Below are 26,055 nucleotides of genomic sequence, written 5' to 3' on the forward strand. Positions count from 1 at the left end.
AAAAAGTGATTTGCTGTATACATTTATTAAACATTTTTATAACGGATCTCAAAACAGAACTTAAAATTTAAACAATATTTAAATTTTTGAGCTTCGGTGGTAACGTGAGGGGTGAGAATCGTATCACCTGCGCTAAATAAAAACAGCGAGTAAAGTAAGGCTCAAATCCGATGAATAAAAAGATGGCCGTACCACGCTCACAGGCGGTTGGTCCCAACAGCACTCGGACCAACACCCGCCATGAGCAAGAGACGGATGTATTGTTGATTGGCGGCGGCATTATGAGCGCCACACTGGGAACCTGGCTGCAGGAGCTTGAGCCAGACTGGTCTATTACCATGGTTGAGCAGATGTCCAGCGTGGCGGAAGAGAGCTCAAACGGGTGGAACAATGCGGGGACCGGCCACGCGGCGCTGATGGAGCTGAACTACACGCCGCAGACCGCCAACGGCATCAATATCGACAAAGCGGTCGACATCAACGAAGCCTTCCACATCTCGCGTCAGTTCTGGGCGCATCAGGTGACGCGCGGCGTCCTGAACAAACCAAAATCATTCATTAACAGCGTGCCGCACATGAGCTTTGTGTGGGGCGAAGATAACGTCAACTTCCTGCGCGCGCGCTATGCGGCGCTGCAGCAGAGCGAACTGTTCCGCGGCATTCGTTACTCTGAAGACCATCAGCAGATCAAAGCCTGGGCGCCGCTGGTGATGGAAGGTCGCGACCCGCTGCAAAAAGTGGCCGCCACCCGTACGGAAGTGGGAACCGACGTCAACTATGGCGAAATCACCCGCCAGCTGATCGCCAGCCTGCAAAAGCATGATAATTTCTCCCTCCAGTTGGGCACCGTGGTGCGTCGCTTCAAGCGCAACGCCGACAAGAGCTGGACGGTCACCCTCGCGGATGCCGACAACCGTCGTCAGAAGCGGGTTATTAAAGCCAAATTTATCTTTATCGGCGCCGGCGGTGCGGCGCTGACCCTGCTGCAGGAAACCGGCATTCCGCAGGCCAAAGAGTATGCGGGCTTCCCGGTCGGCGGCCAGTTCCTGGTCTGCGAAAATCCGGAGGTGGTAAACCACCATCTGGCGAAGGTTTACGGCCAGGCCGAAGTGGGCGCGCCGCCGATGTCGGTGCCGCATATCGATACCCGTATTATCGACGGTAAACGCGTGGTGCTGTTCGGGCCGTTTGCGACCTTCTCGACCCGCTTCCTGAAGAACGGTTCGCTGTGGGATCTGCTGGCCTCGACCAATACCTCGAATATCCTGCCGATGCTCAACGTCGGCCTGGACAACTTCGATCTGGTGAAATATCTGATTAGCCAGGTGATGCAGAAAGACAAAGATCGTCTGGCCGCGCTGTGCGAATACTATCCGGAAGCGCGGAAAGAGGACTGGCGGTTGTGGCAGGCCGGTCAGCGCGTGCAGATCATCAAGCGCGATGCGAAGAAGGGCGGGGTGCTCCGCCTGGGCACCGAAGTGGTCAGCGATGACGAAGGCACCGTCGCGGCGCTGCTCGGCGCATCGCCAGGCGCCTCCACCGCGGCGCCTATCATGCTGCAGCTGATGGAAAAAGTGTTTAAGGACAAAGTTAATTCGCCGGAATGGCAGGCCAGGCTGAAGGCGATCATCCCGACCTACGGTATTCGCCTTGATGGCAACCCGGCGGAGATTGAGAAAGCGCTGGCGTGGACCAGTGAAGTGCTGGAGCTGAAATATGAGCCAGCCGCGGCGATGGATGAAGCCCCGCAGGCGGAGCTGAAGCCGCTGAGCGGCGGCAAGCCGATAGCGGATATCGCGCTCTGACAAAAACGGCAGCCTGCGGGCTGCCGTTTTTTTATTGCCGTTTTAATGGCGCGCCTTAGCGGACCTCGGCGTTACCGATAGTCTCCTCCGCGCGCCAGATGCGATATTTCACATCGACATTGGTCGGCGTGTAGACGACGATCGGCAGCTTGCTGTTGTAGCGCAGCATGGCGTCATCGCCGAGGCCGGCAGTCACAAATTTCTTCGTTTTCTTGCCGTCCGGGCAGGCCATCATGGTGGATACCGGGCCGCTCAGCTTATCAAAAACATAGTAGTCATAACCCCAGCCTTCCAGGGTTTTGCTTTCCAGCTCCCCGCCAAGACGATGGTGGTTGCAGTCAACTTCCAGCGTCTGGCCGATCATCAGCTCAACCTTCAGCGCCGATTCATCCTGCTGCTGCGGCAGCTGAATAACCTGACGCTTCATGCCTTTTTCCGCTTTCGGGAACGGCGCGACTTTTTCCAGCGGCTGGTCTGCGGCCAGGGCGCCGGCAGACATGCAGGCGGCGGTCAGCAGAGAAACGGCTAGCGTAGTGATTTTTTTCACGGTTGATCATCCTTTATTTTCGTTCCTGACAGAGATAGCCTATCATCACTTTGCTAAATGTTAAGATTTATTTACCAATTTTTGCAAAATGAATAGTGTTATCTACTGGTAAGACGTCGGCCGCGCAGAGCGCAACAGGGGCGCTGGCAGGCCGCCAGAGGCCTGCCGGTGAAATTATTCATTACGGCTATTTTTCGCTTCCTCAATAAATTCTTCATCGATTTCATCGGTGTTGCCAGCGTGTTCCCGCCCCGACAGCAAATTCCAGCAGGCGATAAACAAGGCGGCGATCAGCGGGCCGATAACAAAGCCGTTAATACCGTAGATCTCCATGCCGCCCAGCGTGGCGATAAGGATCAGGTAGTCCGGCATTTTGGTATCCTTGCCCACCAGCAGCGGACGCAGAATGTTGTCCACCAGGCCAATCACAATGACAAAGAAGCCGACGATAAAGGCGCCCTGCCACAGCTGCCCGGTGGCGAAGAGGTAAATCGCCGCCGGCACCCAGATAATGGCCGAGCCTACCGCCGGGATAAGCGACAGGAACGCCATCAGCGCACCCCAGAGAATGCTGCCGTCCAGACCGGCGATCCAGAAGGCAAAGCCGCCCAGCGCCCCCTGCGCCAGCGCCACGGCGACGGTGCCTTTTACCGTGGCGCGGGCCACCGCGGCGAACTTAGCGAACAGGTGCTGCTTCACGTAGCTGGATAACGGCAGAGATTCGAGGATCAACAGCACCAGGTGAGGGCCATCCTTCAGCAGGAAGAACAGAAGGTAGAGCATAATGCCGAAGCTGACGGTGAAGCCAAAGGTGCCTTTACCAATCAGAAACGCGCTGCCGGCCAGATACTGGCCGCCTTTCAGGGCGACATCGGAGAGCTGCTGCTGGATCTGCTGCGCGCTATCCAGGTTATGTTCGGCGAGGAAGCTTCTGGCCCAGCCGGGGAGGTGGGCGATCAGGCTGGCGACCACCGTCGGAAACTGGGTATCGTTATGCTGCAGTTTGCTGTACACCACGTTCAGCTCGTAGGCCAGTGACGACAGGATAATCGCCAGCGGCGTGAACACGATAAGGCAGATAATGACGATGGTCATCAGCGCCGCAAGGCCGTTACGTTCGCCGAGGCGGGTGCGCATCTTGTTTTTGACCGGATTGAAAATCACCGCGAGGATGGCGGCCCAGAGGATGGCGGAATAATAGGGTGAGAGAACATCAAAAAAGGCCAGGGTTACAATGAAGACGATAAGGATGAAAAATCCTTTGGTAAGTCCATTAACTCTCATGTCATCCGCTCCTGCTTATGAGTCATACGGTCGAATAATAGATGCTACGACGTAATTTACCATCAGGATAGTCGTACTCTATACGCTGTGGCGCGGAAAGGGCACAAATTCAACGAGCAGAGGGGAACAGGCGTAAAAGAGGGGCATAAAAAAACCAGCCTTAAAAGGCTGGTTTCTCAGGGATTTTTGGTCGGCACGAGAGGATTTGAACCTCCGACCCCCGACACCCCATGACGGTGCGCTACCAGGCTGCGCTACGTGCCGACGCGTGGGGAACAATATTACCCGTTCCCCAGGCGAATGCAAGCGGGTCGCGCGCGATTGATTCATAATTAATCAATCAGTTAGCGATAAAGCGTTTTTCATCGGTCAGGACCTGCAGCAACAGGCTGAGCTGCGGTTTCTGATCTTTGATTTTCTCGCCGTCGCGGCTCCAGGTGGTATAGGTGCCGTTATGGTTGAGGACCACGGTGATAGCCGGGGTGGTAATGGCCAGCGTATCGCCGTTGGCCGCGGTGACCCAGTTCCGACGCCGCGCGGCGCTGAACAGATCTTCCCCCTGCGAATACTCATTGGCCGGCGTCGACACGTGAAGCAGGCGCTGCATCAGCGTGGTCATCACATCTTTGTTATCGGTCAGGGTGGCAATTTCCTGGGCCGGCGTGCCCGGCCAGTGAATAACCAGCGGCACCTGCAGCTGCTCGCGCGACCAGTCGAACGGGTCGTGTTTGACGTTAAGCGGCTTGCCGTGGCCGCCGGTGATAATGACCACCGTATTATCGAGCTTGCCGGCTTCGCGCAGCGCGGTCAGCACCCGATCGATCTGGGCATCAACGTCGCCTGCCGCCTTGCTATAACGGCGGACAAAGCCCTGCTGCTGCGTATCGTCGAGGGTGGTGCCATTGAGCGAGACCCACGAGAACCAGCGATTCTCATCCTGCGCGTAACGGTCCAGCCAGCCGATCCACTGATTGGCGGTCTGCTCGTCGCTCTGGGTCTTCGCGCTCGGCAGCGAGAAGTCGGAGAGCAGCGCCTGGCGATACAGCGGGCTGCTAAACCCATCAGAAGAGAACAGGCCCAGCTGGTAGCCCTGCTGGTTGAGAGCGGTGATCAGCGCCGCGGGAATACGCGCCGAGAGGACACCGTCCATATAGCCTGGCGAAATGCCGTAGAACAGGCCAAACAGGCCGCTGTCGGCGGTATTGCCCGAGCTCATATGCTGGGTAAAGTTCACGTTTTCTTTGGCAAACGCCGCCAGCGCCGGCATCGTTTTTTCAAACCGCGAGTAGTTCAGGTTGTCGACGGTGATCAGTAGCACGTTATAGCCCGCACCGAGGTCGCGGTAGCGCAGGTTACTGAGCGGATACTGGACCGATACCGCCTCCGGCGCCCCTTGCTCCACCAGGCGACGCTGATAATCCTGGGCGTCGAGCAGGCCATGTTTCTCAAGGAAACGTCGGGCGGTCATCGGATAAGAAAGCGGTAGATTCGCTCGCTGCATGGTGATCGGGCGATAAAAATTGGCATCCGCCCAGATATAGACCAGGTGGCTGCTGATGAACGACAAAAAGAAGAACCAGGCGACCGGGCGGGCATAATGGCGGCGACGCGTCAGGCTGCGCAGCTTTTGCCAGCTCCAGGTGGCGAAGAGCATTTCAATCAAAAAGATGACCGGGACGCTGATAAACATCAGCTGCCAGTCGCGCGCCATCTCATTCTGGTCAGGGTTGATGACCAGCTCCCAGACCACCGGGTTTAAATGAAGATGAAAGCGGGTAAAGACCTCGCTGTCTATCAGCAGCAGCGTCATCCCGGCGGTGGCAAGGATCACCGACAGGAAGCGCATCAGGCGCTGCGAGACCACGATAAAGGTCAACGGAAAGAGGATCAGCACATAGCTGGTAAACACCAGGAAGCTGAAGTGCCCGACGAGACTGACGTACGAAAAGAGTCGTCCGGCAAGCGTCGTCGGCCAGTCGGCGACAAAAAGGTAGCGGCTGCCGAGCACCATGGCCAACAACATGTTGAACAGGGCGAACCAGTGCCCCCAGCTAACCATCTGGGAGACTTTTTCTCGGTAGGGCTGACGTAGAGTCACCATATACTGTTGCTGTTATCCTTAATGCGCTGGATCGTCGTTAATCGAAGATTGCAAAGCCTGCGCGAAAGAACGGGCGATGGCCTGACGCTGCGCCGGCGCGACGCTACTGTTGATCAGGTTGGTCACCATATTGCCTAACACCATCAGTGAAAGGTCAACCGGGGCTTTGTGTGATTCCAGGACGTTCGTCAGCTCGCTGAGCAACTGTTCGACCTGTTGATCGCTATAGCGGGAAATTTGCGGCATAAACTCAAAATCTGTTTGTTCGTGAAAGGGCAACATATTACCGTAGCAGCAGCTTTTTTTCCGCATTTTTTCGCCGCGGCGCAAAAGCGCACCGATCGTCAGTCATGACGTCGAAATGTGTGGCGCCAGTTGCGTCGGCAACCCGGCGGTGGTTGAATACCGCCCGGTCTAAAAGGAGAGTTTAACATGAGTCTGGATATCGACCAGATTGCCCTGCATCAGTTAATCAAACGTGATGAACAAAATCTGGAGCTGGTGCTGCGCGAGTCACTGCTGGAGCCGAATGCGACGGTCGTCGAGATGATGGCTGAACTGCACCGGGTTTATAGCGCCAAAAGCAAAGCCTATGGCTTGTTCAATGAAGAGAGCGAACTGGCGCAGGCGCTGCGCCTGCAGCGTCAGGGGGAAGAGGAGTTTCTGGCGTTCAGCCGTGCGGCGACCGGCCGCCTGCGCGATGAGCTGGCGAAATACCCGTTCGCCGAAGGGGGCATTGTCCTCTTCTGTCAGTATCGTTACCTGGCGGTCGAGTATCTGCTGGTGGCGGTGCTCAATAACCTGAGCAGCATGCGCGTCAACGAAGAGCTGGATATCCGCTCGACCCATTATCTGGATATTAACCATGCCGATATCGTCGCGCGCATCGATCTGACCGAGTGGGAAACCAACCCGGAGTCGACCCGCTACCTGACCTTCCTGAAAGGGCGGGTGGGGCGCAAAGTGGCCGATTTCTTCATGGATTTCCTCGGCGCCAGCGGAGGTCTCAACGCCAAAGCGCAGAACCGCGGCCTGCTGCAGGCGGTGGATGACTTTGCCGCCGACGCGCAGCTTGATAAATCCGAGCGACAGAATGTGCGTCAGCAGGTCTATGCTTACTGCAATGAACAGCTGCAGGCCGGGGAAGAGATTGAGCTGGAGTCGCTGTCCAAAGAGCTCGCCGGCGTCAGCGAAAAGAGCTTCCAGGAGTTCACCGCCGAGCAGGGCTACGAGCTGGAAGAGAGCTTCCCGGCGGATCGCAGCACCTTACGTCAGCTGACCAAGTTTGCCGGCAGCGGCGGCGGTTTGACCATTAACTTCGACGCGATGCTGCTGGGCGAACGCGTATTCTGGGATCCCGCCACCGATACCCTGACCATTAAGGGCACCCCGCCGAACCTGCGCGACCAGCTGCAGCGCCGGACGTCCGGCGGCAACTAAGCGCCACGCCCCGTCAGCGCGACCGCTGAACGGGGACGATCTCCACGCCGCTCTGCACCAGCCGCTGGCGCAGCGCGGCGTCGGGCTCCCCATCGACGATAAGCGTACTGGCGAGGTTCAGCTCGCCGATGGCAAAGGCCGACGCGGCGTTGAGCTTTTCCCGGGAGGCCATCACCACGGTTTCCGCGGCCCTGGCCGCCAGCGCGCGCTTGATGCCTGCCTCTTCATAATCACCGGTGGTAAAACCCGCTCGCGGGTGGACGCCGGTCACCCCCATAAAGAACACATCGGCGTTGATCCGCGCCATTGCTTCCAGCGTTTCAGGGCCGACGGCGACAACCGAATGCTTAAACACTTTGCCGCCGAGCAGGATCACCTCGATTCGCGGGTGATCGACCAGCGCCACGGCGATGCCGGGGCTGTGAGTGACCACCGTGCAACTGAGGTCGGCGGGTAATAAGCCGATCATCGTCGCGGTCGTGGTGCCGCCATCGACAATCACCACCTGTCCAGGCTGGATCAGGCCGGCGGCAGCGCGCGCCACCGCCTGTTTGGAGGCGATTTGCACGCTTTTGCGTGTTTCAATAGGGGCGATGGCGGCAGAGACCGGCAGCGCCCCGCCGTGGACTCGCTGCAGTTTTCCTTCCGCCGCCAGCTCGCGCAGATCGCGGCGAATGGAGTCCTCAGAGACGTTAAACCTTTGGCTCAGCTCCCCGGACATCACCTGTTTTTCCTCCGCAAGGATCTGCAGGATTTGCTGTTTTCGTTGACTGGCGAGCATGATTTTTCCTTCACGAGTGATCTTGTTTGTGCACGATTATGCATGTTATGGTGCCTGCTGTCATCTGAAAGGGGATATAACATGCAAACTCACGCACCGCACGTCCGACACGTTCGCGAGACGCTGCTCTCTGATAACTGGTACACGCTGAAAAAATATACCTTTGAACTGCAGCGCCGGGACGGACGCTGGCAGGAGCAGAGCCGCGAGGCCTACGATCGCGGCAACGGCGCGGTCATTTTACTCTACAACCGGGAAAAGCGGACGGTGGTCCTGACCCGTCAGTTCCGTTTTCCGGTGTTTACTCACGGTCACGACGGATATCTCATTGAAGCGGCGGCAGGGCTGTTGGATAACGCCTCGCCGGAGGCGCGGATCGTTGCCGAAGCGGAAGAAGAGACCGGCTTTCGGGTGACGCGCATCGAGCCCCTCTTCACCGTCTTTATGAGCCCCGGCTCTGTCACCGAAAAACTCTACTTTTTTATCGCCGAATATCAGGCCGATGACCGGCAGGGAGACGGCGGCGGGCTGGCGGCGGAAGGTGAGGACATTGAAGTGCTGGAGTGGCCCCTGGCGCGGGCGCTGCAGGCCATTCGCGATGGCGAGATCATGGATGCCAAAACCATTATCCTGCTGCAGCACCTGGCGCTGAATGCCGACACGCTCCTCGCCGGCTGAGCGGCAAGGAGCAGGGAGGGTTAACGCAGCTCGCGGGCAATGGCGCTGTACATCAGCGCCGCTTCCAGCGGCTGGGCGTTAAAGGAAGGTTCCGCCTGCGGCCAGGTCGACCACTGGACGATCACCAGGTGTTCCGCACGGTTCACCATGATCACCTGGCCGTAGATCCCCAGCGCCCACAGCGAGTCTTTCAGCCCTTCCTGCGGCGTCGGCTGGACGTTTTGCGCATTCGCCGGAATGGCGTTATTCCACCACTGATAGCCGTAGATACCTTGCGGATGCGCCGCCGAGACCGAGTTCAGCGCAGTGGTCCAGCTTGCGGCCTGATCGAACCAGCCCGCCGGCACCAGCTGTTTGCCGTTGCTTAACCGACCATCGCGGGCGACGAATTCGCCGAAGCGGCCCCAGTCTTCAAGGGTGGCGTTAAAGCCGTGGGCGCCGACATCGTGCTTCCCTGGCTGATAAGCATGCCATACGCCGTCGTGGGCCATCCCGGCGGGCCGCCACAGCGACTGCTCAAGCCAGGCGGCCAGCGACATGCCGGTGGCGCGCTCCAGGATATCGCCCAGCAGCCAGGCGCCGCCGGAAGAGTAGGACCACTGCTCGCCCGCCGGATGTTTGCGCGCCAGGCCGGTGACGATCTTGCGCACGCAGGCATAGGCCCCGGGCTGCGCCTCGCACTGGGTCAGGCGGGCGAAGTGCGACTGCGGGTCGGTGTAGTCTTCATTCCATTCCACACCGCTGGTGTGCTGCATCAACTGCTTCAGCGTCACGCCGTCCCAGGCGGTGCCTTTCAGTTCGGGTTCATAAACGGTAATCAGATCATCAAGGGAGTGGATCTTACCCTGCTGAATGGCGATGCCCACCAGCGTCGAGACCACCGATTTTCCCACCGAGCGTGAGGTCCACAGGGTGGTATCGGTGTTGCCGTCGCCAAGATATTTCCAGGCGACTTTGCCGTCTTTCAGCACCAGCATACCGCTGACGTTCTCGCGCTTCAGGTAATCCTGCAGGGTCCAGGTGTGGCCGTTGAGGGTATAGCGGGCATCGGTCAATTGTTTTTCAGCGCGTTCCAGCGGCGCCGAGGCGCCGTGGCGGAAAACATCGCCGGCATAGTTGCGATAGTCATTTCGAAAGCCAATCACGCGTGAAGTCTGATCCCAGCTGAGCATATCTTTGGCGGCGGGTAGCGTTTGGTCGTAAGGCGTTGGGCAGACATCCAGCGTCAGGTCGCCGCAGCGTTGTGCCATTGCCGCGGCCGGCAGCGCCGCCAGGATTAACGCCAGGGCCAGTGGTTTTCTTATCATCATCCTTTCCTCGTTTGCCATAGATTCGCATCGCAGTATATAAATCGGCGCGCGGCGGCTAAAATCAGTAAAGGGGGGATTTTCCCCCGCAAGGGAGAGAAGGATGAAAACCCTGCAGTATTCTTTCGCGCAGATTGAAGCATTCGCCACCATCGCCGAGACTGGTAGCCTGTCGCGGGCGGCCATTCGGTTAGGTAAAGACCGAACCACGCTGCGCGATCTGCTGGACTATCTGGAAGATGCGCTGGGCTATCGGCTGTTCAGCCGGGAAGGGCGTACCCTGACCTTAACCGCCGAAGGGGAGCAGCTTTTTCGTCAGGCGCATCTGCTGTTGCGCCAGGCGCAGGCTTTCGAGTCTTTTGCGCAAACGCTGCCGCAAACCGCCGGGCAGGCGCTGCGTCTGGTATACGATCCCTTTATCCCACGTGATTTTCTCTGCGCACTGGCCGATACGCTGGCCCGGCGGCAGATCCGGTTAAGCTGCTGGAGCGCCTCGCGGCGCGAAGCCGAGCAGGCGCTGAGCGATGGCGTGGCGGATATGGCGATGTGCCAGGCCAACAACCGCACGCTGGGCAGCGAAATGGAGTGGCGGGCGCTCGGCACCGTGGATCTGCGTTTCTACGCGGCGGACCGCCTGTTCCGGGATGCCGCGCGGCCGCTGACGCTGCTCAATCTCTCGTTAACGCCGCAGCTGGTGATGCACCGGCGCAGCGACGATCAGATTGCCCGCCGGCTGCAGATCTCCGGCCATACGCTGTATATGAACGAAATTACCCTGCTGCGCCATGCGATGGAGCAGGGGAGGGGCTGGGGGTTTTTACCGGACCATTTGCGGCCAGGCGAGTGGCAGGGAGTCGGTGAAATCGCGACGGAGGTCGGCAGTCAGGGGCTGAACGTCACCATGGTGATGCTCTGGCTGCCCGGAATGAATAAGCACCGGCTGCTGAGCGACATCGTGGACGAGGCGCCGGCGCTTTGGCGGCGCGGATAACAAAACGCCCCGGAGCCGAAGACCCCGGGGCGCTTGCCATACAACTTGCTATCGGCGATTACGCGCGAACGAAGTCGATGTGAGTCAGTTTCGGCTTGAACGCGTGGCGCTGAACAGCCTGAACTTTGACTTTTTCTTCTTTGCCATCAACAACGACGGTCAGAACTTCGCCGTAAAACTCAGCTTTGCTCTGCATGTTCCATACTTTGTCGTGGTCCAGTTCGATAGCAACCGGAGCAGCTTCGCCACCGTAGATGATTGCCGGGAACTTGTTAGCTGCGCGCAGGCGGCGGCTCGCACCCTTACCCTGCTCTTTACGTACTTCTGCGTTGATAGTAAACATTGATGTCTCTCTATATATAAAGCCTGCTACAGGCGACCCAGCAACAGGCGGATTATCTGCTTTGCGAATGCAAAAGCGGGCGGCATTATAGCCGCCAAACGACACCCGGGCAATCAAAACCTCAGCTTTCGGGTGATTAACGCAGCTCGTTGGCGCGGCGAAAACGCCCCTGATAATCGAACACTTTTTCCCGCACCTGCCAGTACTGGCCTTTCATGCGGGCGACGACAAAGTCCGGATGGCGCAGCAGCGTCTGCTGGGCCACGATATCCGCCGGCGTTATCCAGCGCAGCGGCACGCCCGGCGTGCGGGTATGCGGGCGGATAAACAACTGCTCAAAGGCGGTACGCTGGGCGGGCGTTTGCAGACGGAAGCGCTCACTGACGTCGGCGCCGTCCTCATCGTAGTAGGTGATTTTCAGCCACGGGCCTTTCTCGTCGCTACCGTGCTGCAGGGCCATGCCGCTACAGCGCAGCACCAGCGCGTCCTTCAGCTTCAGCGCCGCCTTCAGCATGTCGTCCGGGTCAACCAGAATGGTGTCGCACTCCCGGCAGCGGCGGGCGGCGATATCGTTTTCCGCGTTGCACTGCGGGCAGTTTTTGAAACGAAAGCGGAAGTCGCACTGTTCGCGGTGGCCGTCGTCATCTTCGAACCACCCCTGGCAGCGGCGGCCAAAATGCTCAATCAAGGTGCCGTCGGCGGTGGTTTTGCCCCAGAAGGTATTGGCGAAGCCGCAGGCCGGGCAGAAGACCTGCACCGGCACGTTGTCGCTTTTACCCTTCGGCGTTCCCACTTCCGGGGCGTACAGGTCGTGCGGGTTGCCGGCGTAGTCGAGGATCAGGCAGTCGGTTTTTCCCGGCGCCAGGCGCAGGCCGCGGCCAACGATCTGTTGGTAAAGACTCACCGACTCGGTGGGGCGGAGGATGGCGATCAGGTCGACGTGCGGGGCGTCGAAGCCGGTGGTCAGCACCGCGACGTTCACCAGATAGCGATACGCCTGCGCTTTAAACGCCTCGATGATGCGATCTCGTTCCGGACCCGGGGTTTCCCCGGTGATCAGCGCCGCCTGGCCTGCCGGCAGCAGGCCGGTCACTTCCCGGGCGTGCTCCACGGTGGCGGCGAAGATCATCACCCCTTTGCGGCTTTCGGCGAACTCCACGATCTGGCTGACGATATGCGGTGTAATGCGCTGCTGTTTTTTCAGTTCGTGATTAAGATCGGCCTCGCTGAACAGGCCGTTGCTTTGCGCCTGCAGGCGGCTGAAATCGTACTGTACCACCGGCATATCGAGGCGTTCCGGCGGCGTCAGGTAGCCGTGCTTAATCATATAGCGCAGCGGCAGCTCATAGATGCAGTCGCGGAACAGCGCTTTTTCATCGCCACGCACCATCCCGTGGTAGTGGAACTGATAGATCCACCCCTTGCCGAGGCGAAACGGGGTCGCCGTCAGGCCGAGCAGCCGGAGCTGCGGGTTGACCTGCCGCAGGTGACTGATGATCTGCTGATACTGGCTGTCGTCATCATCGCTGATGCGGTGGCATTCATCGACGATCAGCAGCGAAAACTCGCTGCGAAATTGCGCCAGATTGCGTGCCACCGACTGCACGCTGCCGAACACCACTTTGCCGTGGCTCTCTTTACGCTGCAGTCCGGCGGCAAAGATATCCGCCTCGAGGCCAAGGGCGCAGTATTTAGCATGATTCTGCGCCACCAGCTCTTTGACGTGGGCCAGCACCAGCACGCGGCCGCGGGCCAGTCGGGCAAGCTCGGCGATCACCAGGCTTTTGCCCGCGCCGGTGGGCAGGACAATCGCCGCCGGCTCGGTATGGCGACGAAACCAGGCGAGGGTGGCATCGACGGCTTCTTGTTGGTAGGGACGTAATGTAAAAGTCATGAATTCACGGGGCTAATTAACTCGCGAATAGTATGCCATGAATCTTTTCCCTTGAGTGGTGTTAAGAGCCCGTTATACTAGCCAGTGAATTTCTTCTTTTTCGGGCGATTTGCCCGCTCCAGCACTTTGACAGGCTAAAAAAATCTCATGCGACTTGATAAGTTTATCGCTCAGCAGCTTGGCGTCAGCCGGGCTATTGCCGGGCGTGAAATCCGCGGCAGCCGCGTTACCGTGGACGGCGACATTGTAAAAGATGCTTCCTTTAAGCTTCAGCCGGAGCACGAGGTGGAGTATGACGGGAACACGCTGACCCAGCAGAACGGCCCGCGCTATTTTATGCTCAACAAGCCGCAGGGGTACGTCTGTTCCACCGACGATCCCGATCATCCGACTATCCTCTATTTCCTCGACGAGCCGGTGGCGCATAAGCTGCATGCCGCCGGTCGGCTGGATATCGACACCACCGGACTGGTGCTGATGACCGATGACGGCCAATGGTCGCACCGCATTACCTCGCCGCGACACCACTGTGAAAAAACCTATCTGGTGGCGCTGGAAAGCCCGCTGGCGGAAGGGACCGCGGAGCTGTTTGCCAAAGGCGTCCAACTGCATAACGAAAAAGATCTCACCAAACCGGCGGTGCTGGAAGTTATCACTCCGACCGAAGTGCGCCTCACCATTAGCGAAGGCCGCTACCATCAGGTGAAACGCATGTTCGCCGCCGTGGGCAACCACGTGGTTGGCCTGCATCGGGAACGCATCGGCGACATCCTGCTGGATGAATCTCTGGCGCCGGGTGAATATCGTCCGCTGACGGAAGCGGAAATCGCCAGCGTGGGCGCCCCGCAGCCACGGAGCAAAACGTGACGCTGAAGCAAAATTCGTCTCTGGGGATTGTCTTTATCCTTGGCCTGCTGGCCATGCTGATGCCGCTGTCGATCGATATGTATCTCCCGGCCCTGCCGGTGATCGCTGCCCAGTACCACGTGCCGGACGGCAGCGCGCAGATGACCCTCAGCACCTATATCCTCGGCTTTGCGCTGGGGCAACTGCTGTACGGTCCGATGGCTGACAGCCTCGGCCGCAAGCCGGTGATCCTCGGCGGAACGCTGGTCTTCGCCGCGGCGGCGGTGGCCTGCGCCCTGTCGCAGACCATCGAGATGCTGATCGCCATGCGCTTCTTCCACGGTCTGGCGGCCGCGGCGGCCAGCGTGGTGATCAACGCCCTGATGCGCGATATCTATCCGAAAGATGAGTTTTCGCGGATGATGTCGTTTGTCATGCTGGTGACGACCATTGCGCCGCTGGTGGCGCCGATGGTCGGCGGGGCGGTGCTGGTCTGGTTCAGCTGGCATGCCATCTTCTGGATCCTCGCCCTGGCGGCCCTGCTGGCGTCGCTGATGATCGGCCTGTTTATCCGCGAAACGCTGCCGGCTGAAAGGCGTCAGCCGTTCCACCTGCGCACCACGATGGGTAACTTTGCCACCCTGTTCCGCCATAAGCGGGTCCTGAGCTATATGCTGGCGAGCGGCTTCAGCTTCGCGGGCATGTTCTCTTTCCTTAGCGCCGGGCCTTTCGTCTATATCAATATTAACCACGTCGCGCCTCAGCACTTTGGCTACTATTTTGCGCTGAACATTGTCTTTCTGTTCCTGATGACCATGTTCAACAGCCGGTTTGTGCGGCGGGTAGGGGCGTTGCGCATGTTCCGCGCCGGGCTGTGGATCCAGTTTGCCATGGCGGTGTGGATGGTGGTTTGCGCGCTGCTCGACGTCGGCTTCTGGTCGCTGGTCATCGGCGTGGCGGCCTTCGTTGGCTGCGTATCGATGGTGTCGTCGAACGCTATGGCGGTGATCCTCGATGAGTTTCCGCATATGGCGGGCACCGCTTCGTCGCTGGCGGGGACTTTCCGCTTTGGTATCGGGGCGATTATCGGCGCGCTGCTGTCGATGGCCACCTTTACCACCGCCTGGCCGATGCTGATCTCCATCGCCTTCTGCGCCACCAGCTCTATTTTCTTCTCCCTTTACGCTTCCCGCCGGCGAAAAATCGCACGCTAGGTCACATTTTCAGGGGCGAAATCGCCCCTTTCTTGATGCACGTCAACCGCAATGGGCTTCAGGGTTCTGCGATTTGTTTCCTTTATGTAAAATCAATTAGTGTAAAAAGTCGCATTGTTGCGATAAAAAAGTTGTTTTGGATCACAGAAACGGGTACATATAGCGCCAATCGGCTTGCCGGGTTAAAAAATAACACGCTGGAATATAAGCGCTTAACCCTGGGCCGCCGCGGCTGTAAACGTTTTCTGCGTCTGAGCAGGACTATTTGTCAACAGTGTGTTAATATTGATGTAAATTTATTGTGAAGCCTTTTGCTTCCGGGGAAACCACGTGAATACACAACAACTCTCTATCGTACACCGTCTGCCGCAGAGCTATCGCTGGCTGGCCGGTTTTGCGGGTTCCAGAGTTGAACCGATTCCGCAAAACGGCGCGCAGAACGAAAACAGTCTCGTCGCCCTGAAGCTGCTGAGTCCGGACGGTGAAAAAGCCTGGCCGGTGATGCATAAGCTCAGCCAGGCGTTAAGCGACATTGAAGTCGACTGTTCCGTTCTTGAGTGCGAAGGCGAGCCCTGCCTGTTCGTTAATCTGCAGGATGAGTTTGCCGCCACCTGTCGTCTGAAAAACTTTGGCGTGGCGATCGCCGAGCCCTTCTCCGGCAATAACCCTTTCTGACCGTCAGCTTAGCGCCAGCAGCTGGCGGGTATACTCATGCCGGGGCGCGCTGAAGACGGACTGGCACTCGCCCTGTTCGACCACCACTCCCTGCCGCAGCACCATCACCTGGTGACACAGCGCGCGCACCACGCCTAAATCATGGCTGATAAAAATATAGGCCAGCTGATGCTTCAGCTGTAACGCTTTCAGCAGATTCAGGATCTGCGCCTGAACGGTTTTATCCAGCGAGGAAGTCGGCTCGTCGAGGACGATCAGCTGCGGCTTGACGATTAACGCTCTGGCGATGGCGATACGCTGGCGCTGGCCGCCGGAGAAAGCCGCCGGGTAGCGCTGGCGGCTGGCCGGGTCGAGGCCGACCTCCTGCATGGCAAGGATCACCGCCTGTTCGCGTTCAGCCGCCGTCAGCGTCGGCTGGTGGACGCGCAGGCCCTCCTCAATGATCTGCTGCGCCGTCAGGCGCGGATTGAGCGACGAGTTCGGATCCTGAAAAACCACCTGCATCTGTCGGCGCAGCGGCAGCAGCTGTCGGCGACCGCGTCCCTGAATCGGCTGGCCGGCAAAGGTTATCTTGCCCTCGGAGGGGATCAGGCGCAGCAGCGCCAGACCGGTCGTGCTTTTGCCGGAACCCGATTCTCCCACCAGACCCAGCGTCTCGCCGGCCCGTAGCTGGAAATGGAGATCATTGACCACCCGATGGTGATCGACCACCCGACGCAGGATCCCCCGACGAATGGGGAACGCCACCTGTAACTCCTCCGCCTGCAGCAGCACCGGGGCATCGGCGGCCAGCGGCACCGGCTCGCCGTCCGGTTCGCTATCCAGCAGGCGTTGGGTGTAAGGATGGGCCGGCGCGCTAAACAGCGCCCGACAGTGATTGTGCTCCACGCAGCGGCCGTTCTGCATCACCGCCACCCGGTCAGCCAGCTGGCGGACGATGCTCAGGTTATGGGTGATAAACAGCATCCCCATGTTCAGCTCCCGCTTTAGCTCGCGCAGCAGCTGCAGAATTTGCGCCTGCACTGACACATCGAGGGCGGTGGTCGGCTCGTCGGCAATCAACAGCTCCGGGCGCGTCAGCAGCGCCATGGCGATCATCACCCGCTGGCGCTCGCCGCCCGAGAGCTGGTGCGGATAGTCCGCCAGCCGCCGCGGCGCCTGACGGATCCCGACGCGCTCCAGGCAGTCGAGGATCTCTCCGCGCGCCGCCTCTTTGCGCATTCCCCGGTGTAACGACAGCACCTCGTAGAGCTGTTTTTCCAGGGTATGGAGGGGATTGAGCGACACCATCGGCTCCTGAAAGATCATCGCGATCCGGTTGCCGCGCACGCCGCGCAGGGTCGCCTCATCCGCATGCAGCAGCGACTGGCCATGAAAACGGATATCGCCGCTGGGGTAGCTGGCCGGCGGGGTAGGGAGCAGCCGCAGCACCGACAGGGCGGAGATGCTCTTACCGGAGCCGGATTCCCCCACCAGGGCCAGCGTTTCGCCGGCCGCCACCTCGAGCGACAGATTATGCACGACGGTCTGCGTCTCCCCCTGCTGGCGAAAGGCGATAGAGAGATTGTCGATAGCTAACAGCGGGTGGGTCATATTACACCGCCTTACTGGGGTCAAAGGCGTCGCGCACCGCTTCACCGATGAAAATCAGCAGCGTCAGCAGCACGGCGACAGAGAGAAACGCGGCAATGCCCAGCCAGGGTGCCTGCAGGTTGTTTTTGCCCTGCAGGAGCAGCTCGCCGAGGGAGGGCGAGCCGAGCGGCAGGCCGAAGCCGAGAAAATCCAGCGACGTCAGGGTGGTAATAGAGCTGCAGAGAATAAACGGCAGGAAGGTGAGGGTCGCCACCATCGCGTTGGGCAGCATATGCCGCAGGATGATCTGCCGGTCGCTGACCCCTAACGCCTGCGCCGCCCGGATGTAGTCGTAGTTGCGGGTGCGGAGAAATTCAGCGCGCACCACGCCCACCAGCGTCATCCAGCCAAACAGGACAGTGATCGCCAGCAGCCACCAGAAGCCCGGCTGCACGACGCTGGAGAGCAGGATGATCAGAAACAGCGTCGGCATACCGGACCAGACTTCGATAAAACGCTGCCCCCAGAGGTCGATTTTACCGCCGTAATATCCTTGTATCGCACCGGCCAGCACCCCCAGCACGCTGGAGAACAGCGTCAGCAGCAGACCAAACAGTACCGAGATGCGCGTCCCATAAAGGATCCGCGCCAGCACATCGCCGCCGTTGGCGTCGGTGCCGAGCCAGTTGCTGGCCGAGGGCGGCGATGGAAAAGGAACCGTGCTGGCAAAATTGATCGTCGTCGCGCCGAAGCGCACCGGCGGCCAAAGCGCCCAGCCGTGGCTGGCCAGCTGCTGCTGCAGCCAGGGATCCTGATAGTCGGCGGCGGTGGCGAATGCGCCGCCGAAGGTCTGCTCGGTATAGTTTTTTAACACCGGGACGTACAGCTGGCCCCGGTACTGCACCAGCAGTGGCCGATCGTTGGCCAGCAGCTCAGCCCCCAGGCTGCAGAGGAAGAGGATTAAAAACAGCCACAGCGACCAGTAACCGCGACGGTTGTGGCGAAAGCGCGCCCAGCGGGCCTGATTAACGGGACTGAAGAACGACATTAGCGGCCCTCAAAATCAATACGCGGGTCGACCAGCGTATAGCTGATATCGCTGACGATATTCAGCAGCAGGCCGATCAGGGTGAAAATATAGAGCGTGCCGAACATCACCGGATAGTCGCGGGAGACCGTCGCTTCATAGCCCAGCAGTCCCAGACCATTCAGGGAGAACATCACTTCGATCAGCAGCGAGCCGGTAAAGAACATACTGATAAAGGTGGCCGGGAAACCGGCGATCACCAGCAGCATGGCGTTGCGGAACACGTGTCCCCAGAGGATCTGTTTCTCACCGACGCCTTTGGCGCGGGCGGTGACCACATACTGTTTGCGGATCTCGTCCAGGAAGCTGTTTTTAGTCAGCATGGTCAGGGCGGCAAAGCCGCCGATCACCGTCGCCAGCACCGGCAGGGCGATGTGCCACAGATAGTCGAGGATCTTTTCATACCACGGGAGGGTGTCGAAGTTTGGCGAGACCAGACCGCGAAGCGGGAAGAGGTCGAAATAGCTGCCGCCGGCGAAAATCACGATCAGCAGGATGGCGAACAGAAAGGCGGGGATCGCATAGCCAATGATAATCAGCGTACTGCTCCAGATGTCAAAGCGGCTGCCGTTGCTGACGGCTTTGCGGATGCCCAGCGGAATGGAGACCAGATAGATGATCAGCGTGCTCCACAGCCCGAGGCTCACCGAGACCGGCAGGCTGTCTTTAATCAGCTGCAGTACGGAGGCGCTGCGAAACAGGCTGTCGCCAAAATCAAAGCGCAGATAATCGCCCAGCATCTTCAGGTAGCGCTCGTGCAGCGGTTTGTCGAAGCCGTAGCGGTGGGTGATCTCGGCGATGACTTCCGGATCGAGGCCGCGCCCCCCGCGATAGTGACCCTCGCTGATATTGCCGGCGCCGGTGCGGGCATGGCTGGCGCCCATCCCGCCGTCGCCGGCGCCTGGCATTCCACCGTGCTGACCAAATTCGATGGCGGCGATGGCCTGGTCGACCGGGCCGCCGGGAGCGATCTGTACAATAAAAAAGTTAATGGTAATGATGGCCCACAGGGTGGGGATCACTAACAGCAAACGGCGGATCAGGTAGCTGCCCATGGTATGTCCTTAGCGTCTGTCCGCGGGGAGGGTGGCCGCTTTGTTCGCGTCATACCACCAGGTATCAAGGCCGGACGAATAAATGGGGCGGGTTTGGGGGAACGAGAATTTATTCCACCACGCGGTGCGGTCCTGCGCCATATACCACATCGGCAACATGTAGTGGTTCCAGGTGAGGACGCGGTCCAGCGCCCGGCCAAGCGGGATCAGCTTCTGCTTATTACCCTGCCACTGCAGGATCTGCGCAATCAGTTTATCCACCACCGGACTTTGCACCCCCGGCGCGTTGTAGCTGGAGTGAATATAGTCCGACGCCCAGGAGATTTGCAGGTCAGTCCCCGGCCAGGGCATGGCGCGCCACAGGCTCGGCATCATGTCGTAATCGCGGCTGCGGCGGCGGTTGCTGTACTGCGAGTTATCCACCTGACGAATATCCATGACGATCCCCAGGCGCTGCAGGTTGTGCTGAAACGGCAGCACCCAGCGGTCATTGCTTCCGGCCGGCATCAGCAGTTCAAAACGCAGCGGCTTGCCGGTGGCGGCGTTAACCCGGCGCTGGTTCTTCACCGTCCAGCCCGCCGCGTTAAGCAGGGCGTCGGCTTTGAGTAAGTTGGCGCGGTCGAAGCCATCGCCGCGGGAGACCGGCGGCTGGTAAACCTGGCTGAAGAGCTCGGGGGGCAGTTCGTTTTTCATCGGCGTCAGCAGGGCCAGCTCGGCCGCGTCGGGCAGGCTGCGGGCGGCATATTCGGTGTTCTGGAAATAGCTGTTGGCGCGCTGATACGCGCTGTAAAACAGCGCCTTGTTCATCCATTCAAAATCAAACGCCAGGGTAATGGCCTCCCGCACCCGGCGATCGGCGAATACCGGGCGCTGAATATTGAACGCCAGCCACTGGGTATCCTGCGCCGAGGTGTTGGCATACTCCTCTTTAATGATGTAGCCGCGGCTGAAGTTGCGGCCGACGTAGCGGGTGGCCCAGTTTTTGGCGACCGTCTCTTCCCGGCGGTCGACGGCCCCGGCTTTAAAGGCTTCGAAAGCGACGTTGTCGTCAAGATAATAGTCATAGCGCAGCGTATCGAAGTTCCAGCGACCGCGGTTGACCGGCAGGTCGGCCGCCCAGTAATCGGCGACCCGGGAATAGGTAATATACTGTCCCATCCGCCAGGCGCTGATGCGGTAGGGCCCGCTGGCCAGCGGCGGCTTTGACAACGGGTCGCTGAGTTTGTGATGACGCCAGAACGCCTCGGGCATCACCGGCAGGCTCAGCAGGCTCAGCATGTTCTCTTTACCGGGCTGGCCGAGGTCGATACGCACGGTCAACGGCGCGATGGCCTTCACGGTGGTGCCTTTATAAAAGAGGCGGAACTGCGGCACCCCTTCGGTCATAAACTTATTGAAGGTAAAAGCGACATCGCGGGCGGTGATTGGCGTGCCGTCGTGAAAACGGGCGCGCGGGTTGAGGGCGATCTCCATCCATGAATAGTCCCCGGCGTAGCGCGCCCGTTCGGCAATCAACGGATAGTAGCTGCCGGGCTCATCATCCGAGGTGGTGAACAGGGGATCGTAGAGCGCCTCAGTGCGTACCGCGGGATTGCCGCGCAGCGCGTAGCGGTTGAAGTTGTCAAAGGTGCCAATCGCCGCCAGGGTGAGGGTGCCGCCTTTCGGCGCCTGTGGATTAACATAATCAAAATGGCTGAAACCGGCGGCGTATTTGGGTTCGCCGATAATTGCGAAGGCGACGCTTTCCTGAATGGATTGCGCTTTAGCGCTCAGGCTAAACAGAGCAAGCAGAAGCAGAAAAAGTCGCGCATACATAGGCGGCAGAATACCCTGTCATAGCCGGCCCCCGTGGCCGACTTCTGTTCCCGCATCATAAGTGAGACTTAACGCGTTGTGAAATAATTCGCGGGTTCATCGTGCGCGGCCACTAGCGCCGCCAGCGACAGCGGCCGGCTGATCCAGTACCCCTGCAGGAAATGCACTCCCTGAGCGCGGAGCCACTCCGCCTGCTCCTGGGTCTCCACCCCTTCGGCAACGGTCATCAATTTCAGCCGGCGGCTGAGGGTCAGCACCGCATCCAGCACTGGCGAGGTGACGGTTTCGGTGCCGATCGCCTGCACAAAGCCGCGATCGATCTTCAGATAATCGAAGTTATAGCGTTCGAGATAGATCAACGCGCTATGCCCGGTGCCAAAATCATCGATCGCGATTTCAAAACCGTGCTGGTGCAGCCAGGCGAAGTTAGCGACCGATTTTTCTTTGTCAATCATCGCCCGCTCTGTGACCTCCAGCACCACGTGAAAATGGCCGGCGGGCAGCGCGGCGGCGAAGCGCAGCATATCGTCGCGGAAGCTGTCGGCCTGAAGATGGGCTGGGGAAATATTGAGCCCCAGCTTGACGCCGTGCGGCAGAATACGCTTCAGCGCCGGCGCGTCGCGGGCGATCAGCGCCAGCAGGTGATCGGTCAGCGGCACGATCATCTGCTGGGTTTCCGCGAGGTTAATAAAGACGTCAGGCGGAATTTCGCCCACCACCGGATGGCGCCAGCGCATCAGGACCTCCACGCCGCTGATACGCAGAGTCTGGGCATTCACCACCGGCTGATAGACGACGTAGAACTGGTTGTTTTTGATCCCCAGCAGAATGGATTTTCGCGGATCGGATTTGATCGACAGCACGTAATAGCAGAGCAGCCCCGCCAGCAGGCCGCACACCACCCCGAGCAGCAGAGCAAACTGCGTATTTTCCGCCAGCCAGCTGTTGGCATACAGGTAGACCTTGAGGGGGAAACCGTCGATCTGCACTTCGCGGATCGGCACATTATGCAGCGTTTGCGGATCCACCAGCCGGTTACTGAAGGTGGAGATAGCGGTGTGGCCGATGACCAGCGCAATACCGCTGAAATCATTCTGCCGTGCGGAATAGAGGATATACGGCGTGAGATTGGCGTTAATCGACACGAAAATGCCGCTGTTTTCATCACCGGGTTTGCCTACCCATAGTGCCAGCGCCGCGCTCTTCGGCATCATCGGCGTGCCTGGCAAAATCGCCATATCAAGGGGTTTGCGGATATCAATGGCCGGGATCAGCTGGGTGAGGGGGGTATTCATGGCGCCGGTTGCCGAGGAGCAAAAGGCCACGCCGTTTTTGACCAGCAGAAAAGCGCGGACGTTAGGGCTGAACGCGGCGTGGGAGGTGAGCCCGGAGTCAATATTCTCGCAGGGCTGGTCCACGAGCGGCTGCAGGCCGTCAATGGTCTGGCGCAGGTCGTGAAAATAGCTTTTCAGATAGGTATTAACATTGTTGATAATGGCGTCGAAACGCTCGGCCCGGTTATGGTAAATCACCATAAACTGAATGCTGCCAGCCAGTAGCGCGACGATAATGCCCACGCACAGGCTGGTTAGCCAGGTTTTACGCTGGGGCGAAAAGTAGCGAGTCAGCATAGCTATAGTCTTTCCGTGTTATTGATGCGCAGCAACGGGTTGTCAGTCGTCGTTTTTCTCATTCCCACTTAAAAGACATAGCTTATTTTGCGTCGTTCAGAATCAGGTGGCAAAAAAAAACACTGCCGGGGCAGTGTTTTTTATCCCGCTTCCAGCCAAGGGATAACCGGCGGCGGTAGAGGACAGTTTACGAGCGGCTCAGGACTCGACGCGCTTCGTTGTAGCGCTTTTTCCAGTATGGCTCATCCATGCTGGAGATGGTCACTCCGCTGCTGGTAGAGGCGTGAACAAACTGGTTGTTGCCGAGGTAGATCCCGACATGGCGGCCGGTAGAGCCGGCGCGGAACAGAACCAGATCGCCAGTACGCAGCTGGGTACGGGAAATCGATTTTCCAGTTTCCTGCTGTTCAGAAGTTGAACGCGGCAGTTCCAGACCAAATTGTTCGCGGAAGGTGCGCTGCACGAACGCCGAGCAGTCGATACCTTTGCGAGTGCTGCCGCCGAGGCGGTAACGCACGCCTTTCCAGCTGGCATACTGATCCATTAAACGGGACTTCACGTCCAGGTTACGGACCATCGTTTCAAATTCATCCTGAGAGGCTTGCAGTGATGATAAATCGCCACTACCCACAGCATGCGTCTCAGAATGCATATTCCTGGCGGTACTTGTTGAACTACACGCGGAAAGCAGAACCGCTACTGCAATCGCGGGGGCTACCCGCAAGATGTATCTCAAAATCGGCTGAGATTTGACCATGCTGTTTATTTTCCCTTGTTGTCCTTAACGACAATGTCGTTATAAAAAATGCCAAACGTGTTAGAGCCTAAATACCCATCCGCAATGAGACAATTCCTTAAGCTTAAATTTGTGCAGTCACGCACAATTTTATTCAGGGCCTGAATTAATGTTGCGGAAAAGGCAAAACGAGAACGAGATTACCCTATCAAACGCCGCATGGCGAGCGGTTTTGCGCGATTTCTTATAAGTATTTTGGTGACAAAAAGTGAATCATCGGGAAAGGCCAAAATTGCGGCAATTACGGGCAAAAAACAGACAATTCCTTCATTTGTCACGGGATTAATGTGACAAGAAGATGAACGCGATGTTGAAAAAAAGGAAAATTGAAAAAAGGGACCCAAAAGGTCCCCTTATAGATAATGCCCCTGGCGGCTGCCCGCGGCTTTATTTGGCCGATATTCCGCCGGGTAAGTAGCGATCGAAAAAGGCGATCAGTTTATCGCTCAGCGGCGTCATCAATACCCAGGGCGCGCCAATCAGCACGGCGGTCAGAGAGCCGACGGCAATATCGCTGAACCAGTGGGCGCCAATCATCACCCGCGGGAAAGCAAAGGCCACAAATATCACCAGCGCCACGGCCAGCGCGCGGCGGCCAAAATAGCGCCACATAAAGCTCGCGAAGATCAGCAGCATCATCCCATGATCGCCGGGGAAGCTGTCCTTGGAAGCATCCTTAGTGGGGAAGTTAACGACGTCGCTGACGCGGGTGACATCGCTGAAAAACAGCGACGGACTGGCGCGCTGAACCGGCATCAGGTGCTGCGCCAACTGGTTGATGATCACCGCCGCCAGCAGCATTACCACGCCCATAATAGCGATCTGACGACGGCCTGCCGCCGGCGCCTTGAGCCAGTAGCTGAGCATCAGGCAACCCATCGCCAGCAGCGAGCAGGCGTCGAAGGCGCGATTGTTGATGATCGCCAGCAGCCAGGCGTAAGCGCGGCTGACGCTGACGCCATGGTTAAAGAAATGGAAGATCGCGGCGTCTACCGGCGCCCACGCGCCGTGGTTGGCTGGCAGATACCAGGAGCAAAATAGCGCCACACCCGCGAAGTTAAGCAGCAGGATTAAAGGAATTCGGTTTTTCATCATAGCCATTGCGATTTTGTGACAGTCGGCGGCAACCTTAGCCGCCTTAACTTAAACGAAGCCTCAACAATGAGGTCTGGAGCGCGTTCCAGTCGGCTTCATGGGCGGAGATAAGCTCGATGCGGCTATCGGGCGGGGCGACGCTAAGGGTCTCGATATGCAGATCCTCGCCCTGGCGGTTGATCCGCACCGCCCCTTCGGCAATGCGCAGCACACCTTTGACCCGCGCCACCGGCGCCAGCCGGGCCCACTCCAGCAGGGCGATGGTGTCAAAGACCGTTTCCGCGTCGAAGATCCAGCCGCAGGCCTGATAGCCCTGGCCGCTGTTAAGGTGGCGGCGCCAGCGCTGGTGTTCCGCCAGACTAAGGGCGGCGAGACCGGCTGTGGGGGGATGGCGGTGGGCGTGCTCCGCGCTCGCCGGCAGCGGGGCGGTATTGCGCCGCGGTTCATCAAGCAGGGCCAGGTCGATATTACCCTGGGTCGCCGACACCTGGCGGCGATCGCCGCCCCAGCGTTGCCACCAGTCGACAAACGCCTGAGCGCTTTCGGGCGTTTCCCGATCGCTTTTATTGGCCACGATGATATCCGCCGCCGCCAGCTGGTCGCGAAAGTTGTCGTTGTTGACCGCTTTCTCGTCCAGTAGCTGACGCGGATCGAGAATGCACAGGGTCGCGCGCAGATCGATCCAGGGTTCATACACCGCCGCGGTGAGGATATCGAGGATCTGCTTTGGATGGCCAAGTCCGGTGGGCTCAATCAACAGACGATCGGGTTTCCCCTGGCGCAGCAGGGTATTCAGCCCGACCTGCATCGGCAGGCCATTGACACAGCACATGCAGCCGCCGGGGATCTCCTTGAGCAGGGCGCCGCTGTCGGCCAGCAGGGCGCCGTCTATCCCGACTTCGCCAAACTCGTTAACCAGTACGGCCCATTTTTCATCCGCAGGCTTCTGCGCCAGCAAATGAAGAATCGAGGTCGTCTTACCGCTGCCGAGAAAGCCGGTGATCAAATTGGTTCTGGTCACTCTTTTCTCCAGGATAAATGTAATGTTGTAACAGTTACGTCTATCCTGACGAAAAAAGAGGGAAAAGAGAAGTCCTG

General features: G+C 58.9%; 23 protein-coding genes and 1 tRNA gene. 7 read left to right on the forward strand and 17 right to left on the reverse strand.

Annotated features, from left to right (window positions below; all coding sequences use genetic code 11):
- The first annotated feature begins 170 nt into the window (after positions 1-170).
- Positions 171-1,805 carry a malate dehydrogenase (quinone) gene (gene mqo / locus AC6CWS_RS01410; RefSeq protein WP_032453547.1) on the forward strand — a complete coding sequence of 545 codons (1,635 nt, stop codon included), beginning with the start codon at positions 171-173 and terminating at the stop codon, positions 1,803-1,805.
- A gap of 55 nt (positions 1,806-1,860) precedes the next feature.
- On the opposite strand, the gene eco is transcribed toward mqo, so the two are convergent.
- The 5 genes from eco to AC6CWS_RS01435 all read right to left on the reverse strand — a co-directional run bounded on the left by eco (position 1,861) and on the right by AC6CWS_RS01435 (position 5,983).
- Complete coding sequence (eco, locus tag AC6CWS_RS01415) at positions 1,861-2,352, reverse strand: serine protease inhibitor ecotin (RefSeq protein ID WP_023290474.1); 492 nt, start codon at positions 2,350-2,352, stop codon at positions 1,861-1,863.
- 174 nt (positions 2,353-2,526) lie between these two features.
- Positions 2,527-3,636 (reverse strand): AI-2E family transporter, encoded by a 1,110-nt coding sequence (locus tag AC6CWS_RS01420; protein ID WP_032453546.1) that lies wholly within the window; start codon positions 3,634-3,636, stop codon positions 2,527-2,529.
- Positions 3,637-3,823: 187 nt separating this feature from the next.
- Positions 3,824-3,900, reverse strand: a tRNA-Pro gene (locus AC6CWS_RS01425).
- Between the two features lie 76 nt (positions 3,901-3,976).
- Positions 3,977-5,737 carry an LPS biosynthesis-modulating metalloenzyme YejM gene (gene yejM, locus AC6CWS_RS01430; protein WP_049013176.1) on the reverse strand — a complete coding sequence of 587 codons (1,761 nt, stop codon included), beginning with the start codon at positions 5,735-5,737 and terminating at the stop codon, positions 3,977-3,979.
- A gap of 18 nt (positions 5,738-5,755) precedes the next feature.
- Complete coding sequence (locus AC6CWS_RS01435; RefSeq protein ID WP_004195346.1) at positions 5,756-5,983, reverse strand: YejL family protein; 228 nt, start codon at positions 5,981-5,983, stop codon at positions 5,756-5,758.
- 186 nt (positions 5,984-6,169) lie between these two features.
- Between AC6CWS_RS01435 and yejK the strand changes: the two genes are divergently transcribed.
- The gene (gene yejK / locus AC6CWS_RS01440; RefSeq protein WP_498256378.1) at positions 6,170-7,177 is read left to right on the forward strand and encodes a nucleoid-associated protein YejK; all 1,008 of its coding nucleotides are present in this window, start codon (positions 6,170-6,172) and stop codon (positions 7,175-7,177) included.
- 13 nt (positions 7,178-7,190) lie between these two features.
- Here the strand turns inward: yejK and AC6CWS_RS01445 are convergent, their stop codons facing one another.
- Complete coding sequence (locus tag AC6CWS_RS01445; protein WP_080901693.1) at positions 7,191-7,958, reverse strand: DeoR/GlpR family DNA-binding transcription regulator; 768 nt, start codon at positions 7,956-7,958, stop codon at positions 7,191-7,193.
- Between the two features lie 81 nt (positions 7,959-8,039).
- On the opposite strand from AC6CWS_RS01445, the gene AC6CWS_RS01450 reads away from it, so the two are divergent.
- Positions 8,040-8,636 (forward strand): NUDIX domain-containing protein, encoded by a 597-nt coding sequence (locus tag AC6CWS_RS01450; protein ID WP_032453543.1) that lies wholly within the window; start codon positions 8,040-8,042, stop codon positions 8,634-8,636.
- Between the two features lie 20 nt (positions 8,637-8,656).
- Here AC6CWS_RS01450 and AC6CWS_RS01455 read toward each other — a convergent pair whose 3' ends face one another.
- Positions 8,657-9,943 (reverse strand): serine hydrolase domain-containing protein, encoded by a 1,287-nt coding sequence (locus AC6CWS_RS01455; RefSeq protein ID WP_080901695.1) that lies wholly within the window; start codon positions 9,941-9,943, stop codon positions 8,657-8,659.
- A gap of 103 nt (positions 9,944-10,046) precedes the next feature.
- Between AC6CWS_RS01455 and AC6CWS_RS01460 the strand changes: the two genes are divergently transcribed.
- Positions 10,047-10,934 carry a LysR family transcriptional regulator gene (locus tag AC6CWS_RS01460; protein WP_080901696.1) on the forward strand — a complete coding sequence of 296 codons (888 nt, stop codon included), beginning with the start codon at positions 10,047-10,049 and terminating at the stop codon, positions 10,932-10,934.
- Between the two features lie 58 nt (positions 10,935-10,992).
- Here the strand turns inward: AC6CWS_RS01460 and rplY are convergent, their stop codons facing one another.
- The gene (rplY, locus tag AC6CWS_RS01465) at positions 10,993-11,277 is read right to left on the reverse strand and encodes a 50S ribosomal protein L25 (protein ID WP_032453540.1); all 285 of its coding nucleotides are present in this window, start codon (positions 11,275-11,277) and stop codon (positions 10,993-10,995) included.
- Positions 11,278-11,413: 136 nt separating this feature from the next.
- Positions 11,414-13,171, reverse strand: a complete 1,758-nt coding sequence (gene radD, locus AC6CWS_RS01470; RefSeq protein ID WP_080901697.1) for a DNA repair helicase RadD — start codon at positions 13,169-13,171, stop codon at positions 11,414-11,416.
- A gap of 147 nt (positions 13,172-13,318) precedes the next feature.
- On the opposite strand from radD, the gene rsuA reads away from it, so the two are divergent.
- From rsuA to AC6CWS_RS01485, 3 genes are all read left to right on the forward strand, one after another.
- Complete coding sequence (rsuA, locus tag AC6CWS_RS01475) at positions 13,319-14,038, forward strand: 16S rRNA pseudouridine(516) synthase RsuA (RefSeq protein WP_023290466.1); 720 nt, start codon at positions 13,319-13,321, stop codon at positions 14,036-14,038.
- Positions 14,035-15,231: a Bcr/CflA family multidrug efflux MFS transporter gene (locus tag AC6CWS_RS01480; RefSeq protein ID WP_023290465.1), complete on the forward strand. Its 1,197-nt coding sequence runs from the start codon at positions 14,035-14,037 to the stop codon at positions 15,229-15,231. Before rsuA ends, AC6CWS_RS01480 begins: the two co-directional genes overlap by 4 nt.
- Positions 15,232-15,561: 330 nt before the next feature.
- Complete coding sequence (locus AC6CWS_RS01485) at positions 15,562-15,906, forward strand: YejG family protein (protein ID WP_002912974.1); 345 nt, start codon at positions 15,562-15,564, stop codon at positions 15,904-15,906.
- A 3-nt stretch (positions 15,907-15,909) separates the two neighbouring features.
- Here AC6CWS_RS01485 and yejF read toward each other — a convergent pair whose 3' ends face one another.
- The 8 genes from yejF to AC6CWS_RS01525 form a co-directional block, all read right to left on the reverse strand.
- Positions 15,910-17,499, reverse strand: a complete 1,590-nt coding sequence (yejF, locus tag AC6CWS_RS01490) for a microcin C ABC transporter ATP-binding protein YejF (protein WP_080901698.1) — start codon at positions 17,497-17,499, stop codon at positions 15,910-15,912.
- A gap of 1 nt (position 17,500) precedes the next feature.
- Complete coding sequence (locus tag AC6CWS_RS01495; protein WP_023290463.1) at positions 17,501-18,526, reverse strand: microcin C ABC transporter permease; 1,026 nt, start codon at positions 18,524-18,526, stop codon at positions 17,501-17,503.
- Positions 18,526-19,620, reverse strand: coding sequence for a microcin C ABC transporter permease YejB (locus tag AC6CWS_RS01500; protein ID WP_080901699.1), 1,095 nt, complete (start codon positions 19,618-19,620; stop codon positions 18,526-18,528). The genes AC6CWS_RS01495 and AC6CWS_RS01500 overlap by 1 nt, the downstream gene beginning before the upstream one ends.
- A 9-nt stretch (positions 19,621-19,629) precedes the next feature.
- Positions 19,630-21,435, reverse strand: coding sequence for an extracellular solute-binding protein (locus AC6CWS_RS01505; RefSeq protein ID WP_080901700.1), 1,806 nt, complete (start codon positions 21,433-21,435; stop codon positions 19,630-19,632).
- A 68-nt stretch (positions 21,436-21,503) separates the two neighbouring features.
- Positions 21,504-23,066, reverse strand: a complete 1,563-nt coding sequence (locus tag AC6CWS_RS01510) for a cyclic di-GMP phosphodiesterase (RefSeq protein WP_080901701.1) — start codon at positions 23,064-23,066, stop codon at positions 21,504-21,506.
- Positions 23,067-23,253: 187 nt separating this feature from the next.
- Complete coding sequence (gene mepS / locus AC6CWS_RS01515) at positions 23,254-23,823, reverse strand: bifunctional murein DD-endopeptidase/murein LD-carboxypeptidase (RefSeq protein ID WP_004201653.1); 570 nt, start codon at positions 23,821-23,823, stop codon at positions 23,254-23,256.
- Positions 23,824-24,249: 426 nt separating this feature from the next.
- Entirely contained in the window at positions 24,250-24,963 is a 714-nt protein-coding gene (locus AC6CWS_RS01520) for a phosphatase PAP2 family protein (protein WP_080901702.1), read from the reverse strand.
- Between the two features lie 37 nt (positions 24,964-25,000).
- Positions 25,001-25,978: a CobW family GTP-binding protein gene (locus tag AC6CWS_RS01525; protein WP_023290457.1), complete on the reverse strand. Its 978-nt coding sequence runs from the start codon at positions 25,976-25,978 to the stop codon at positions 25,001-25,003.
- Positions 25,979-26,055: the final 77 nt, after the last annotated feature.

Source organism: Klebsiella sp. M041 (assembly GCF_059759695.1).

Coding starts and splice junctions, on each gene's coding strand:
- mqo (WP_032453547.1), top strand. CDS start 171: ATGAATAAAAAGATGGCCGTACCACGCTCACAGGCGGTTGGTCCCAAC.
- AC6CWS_RS01420 (WP_032453546.1), bottom strand. CDS start 3,636: ATGAGAGTTAATGGACTTACCAAAGGATTTTTCATCCTTATCGTCTTC.
- yejM (WP_049013176.1), bottom strand. CDS start 5,737: ATGGTGACTCTACGTCAGCCCTACCGAGAAAAAGTCTCCCAGATGGTT.
- AC6CWS_RS01435 (WP_004195346.1), bottom strand. CDS start 5,983: ATGCCGCAAATTTCCCGCTATAGCGATCAACAGGTCGAACAGTTGCTC.
- yejK (WP_498256378.1), top strand. CDS start 6,170: ATGAGTCTGGATATCGACCAGATTGCCCTGCATCAGTTAATCAAACGT.
- AC6CWS_RS01445 (WP_080901693.1), bottom strand. CDS start 7,958: ATGCTCGCCAGTCAACGAAAACAGCAAATCCTGCAGATCCTTGCGGAG.
- AC6CWS_RS01450 (WP_032453543.1), top strand. CDS start 8,040: ATGCAAACTCACGCACCGCACGTCCGACACGTTCGCGAGACGCTGCTC.
- AC6CWS_RS01455 (WP_080901695.1), bottom strand. CDS start 9,943: ATGATAAGAAAACCACTGGCCCTGGCGTTAATCCTGGCGGCGCTGCCG.
- AC6CWS_RS01460 (WP_080901696.1), top strand. CDS start 10,047: ATGAAAACCCTGCAGTATTCTTTCGCGCAGATTGAAGCATTCGCCACC.
- rplY (WP_032453540.1), bottom strand. CDS start 11,277: ATGTTTACTATCAACGCAGAAGTACGTAAAGAGCAGGGTAAGGGTGCG.
- radD (WP_080901697.1), bottom strand. CDS start 13,171: ATGACTTTTACATTACGTCCCTACCAACAAGAAGCCGTCGATGCCACC.
- rsuA (WP_023290466.1), top strand. CDS start 13,319: ATGCGACTTGATAAGTTTATCGCTCAGCAGCTTGGCGTCAGCCGGGCT.
- yejF (WP_080901698.1), bottom strand. CDS start 17,499: ATGACCCACCCGCTGTTAGCTATCGACAATCTCTCTATCGCCTTTCGC.
- AC6CWS_RS01495 (WP_023290463.1), bottom strand. CDS start 18,526: ATGTCGTTCTTCAGTCCCGTTAATCAGGCCCGCTGGGCGCGCTTTCGC.
- AC6CWS_RS01500 (WP_080901699.1), bottom strand. CDS start 19,620: ATGGGCAGCTACCTGATCCGCCGTTTGCTGTTAGTGATCCCCACCCTG.
- AC6CWS_RS01505 (WP_080901700.1), bottom strand. CDS start 21,435: ATGTATGCGCGACTTTTTCTGCTTCTGCTTGCTCTGTTTAGCCTGAGC.
- AC6CWS_RS01510 (WP_080901701.1), bottom strand. CDS start 23,066: ATGCTGACTCGCTACTTTTCGCCCCAGCGTAAAACCTGGCTAACCAGC.
- mepS (WP_004201653.1), bottom strand. CDS start 23,823: ATGGTCAAATCTCAGCCGATTTTGAGATACATCTTGCGGGTAGCCCCC.
- AC6CWS_RS01520 (WP_080901702.1), bottom strand. CDS start 24,963: ATGGCTATGATGAAAAACCGAATTCCTTTAATCCTGCTGCTTAACTTC.